Source organism: Opacimonas viscosa (genome assembly GCF_024199005.1).
Taxonomy (GTDB): domain Bacteria; phylum Pseudomonadota; class Gammaproteobacteria; order Enterobacterales; family Alteromonadaceae; genus Opacimonas; species Opacimonas viscosa.
The window spans coordinates 1-272 of sequence record NZ_JANATA010000125.1 but is presented as its reverse complement, the minus strand read 5'-3'; the positions used below and the strand labels follow the sequence as shown (position 1 = coordinate 272).

Genomic DNA, 272 nt, shown 5'->3' with positions numbered 1-272 from the left:
GCGCAAACGGGTACAATGCCAGGCCGCATATTTTGCTCAGCACGCGCCAAATAGAGATAACGACCGTGGTGATAAGCATAGGCACGTAAACAAACACCAGTTTTAACACCATGCGAATTGGCCAGGTAACAATATAAAACACTTTGTTAATACCGGTTCGCTTCGCGGGTGGCACGTGCTCAAGCTCTGCGTTTGTTTCAAAGGGTTGGTCGGACTGTTTTGCTTTTGCTGCGAGTGCAGGAATCACCGTCAGTGCAACCAGTAATGAAGCA

The 272-nt window shown here is 48.5% G+C and carries 1 protein-coding gene; it reads right to left on the bottom strand.

The features are described from left to right. A partial coding sequence (locus NLF92_RS12965; RefSeq protein WP_254102628.1) for a hypothetical protein occupies positions 1 to 272 on the bottom strand: 272 nt, incomplete at both ends.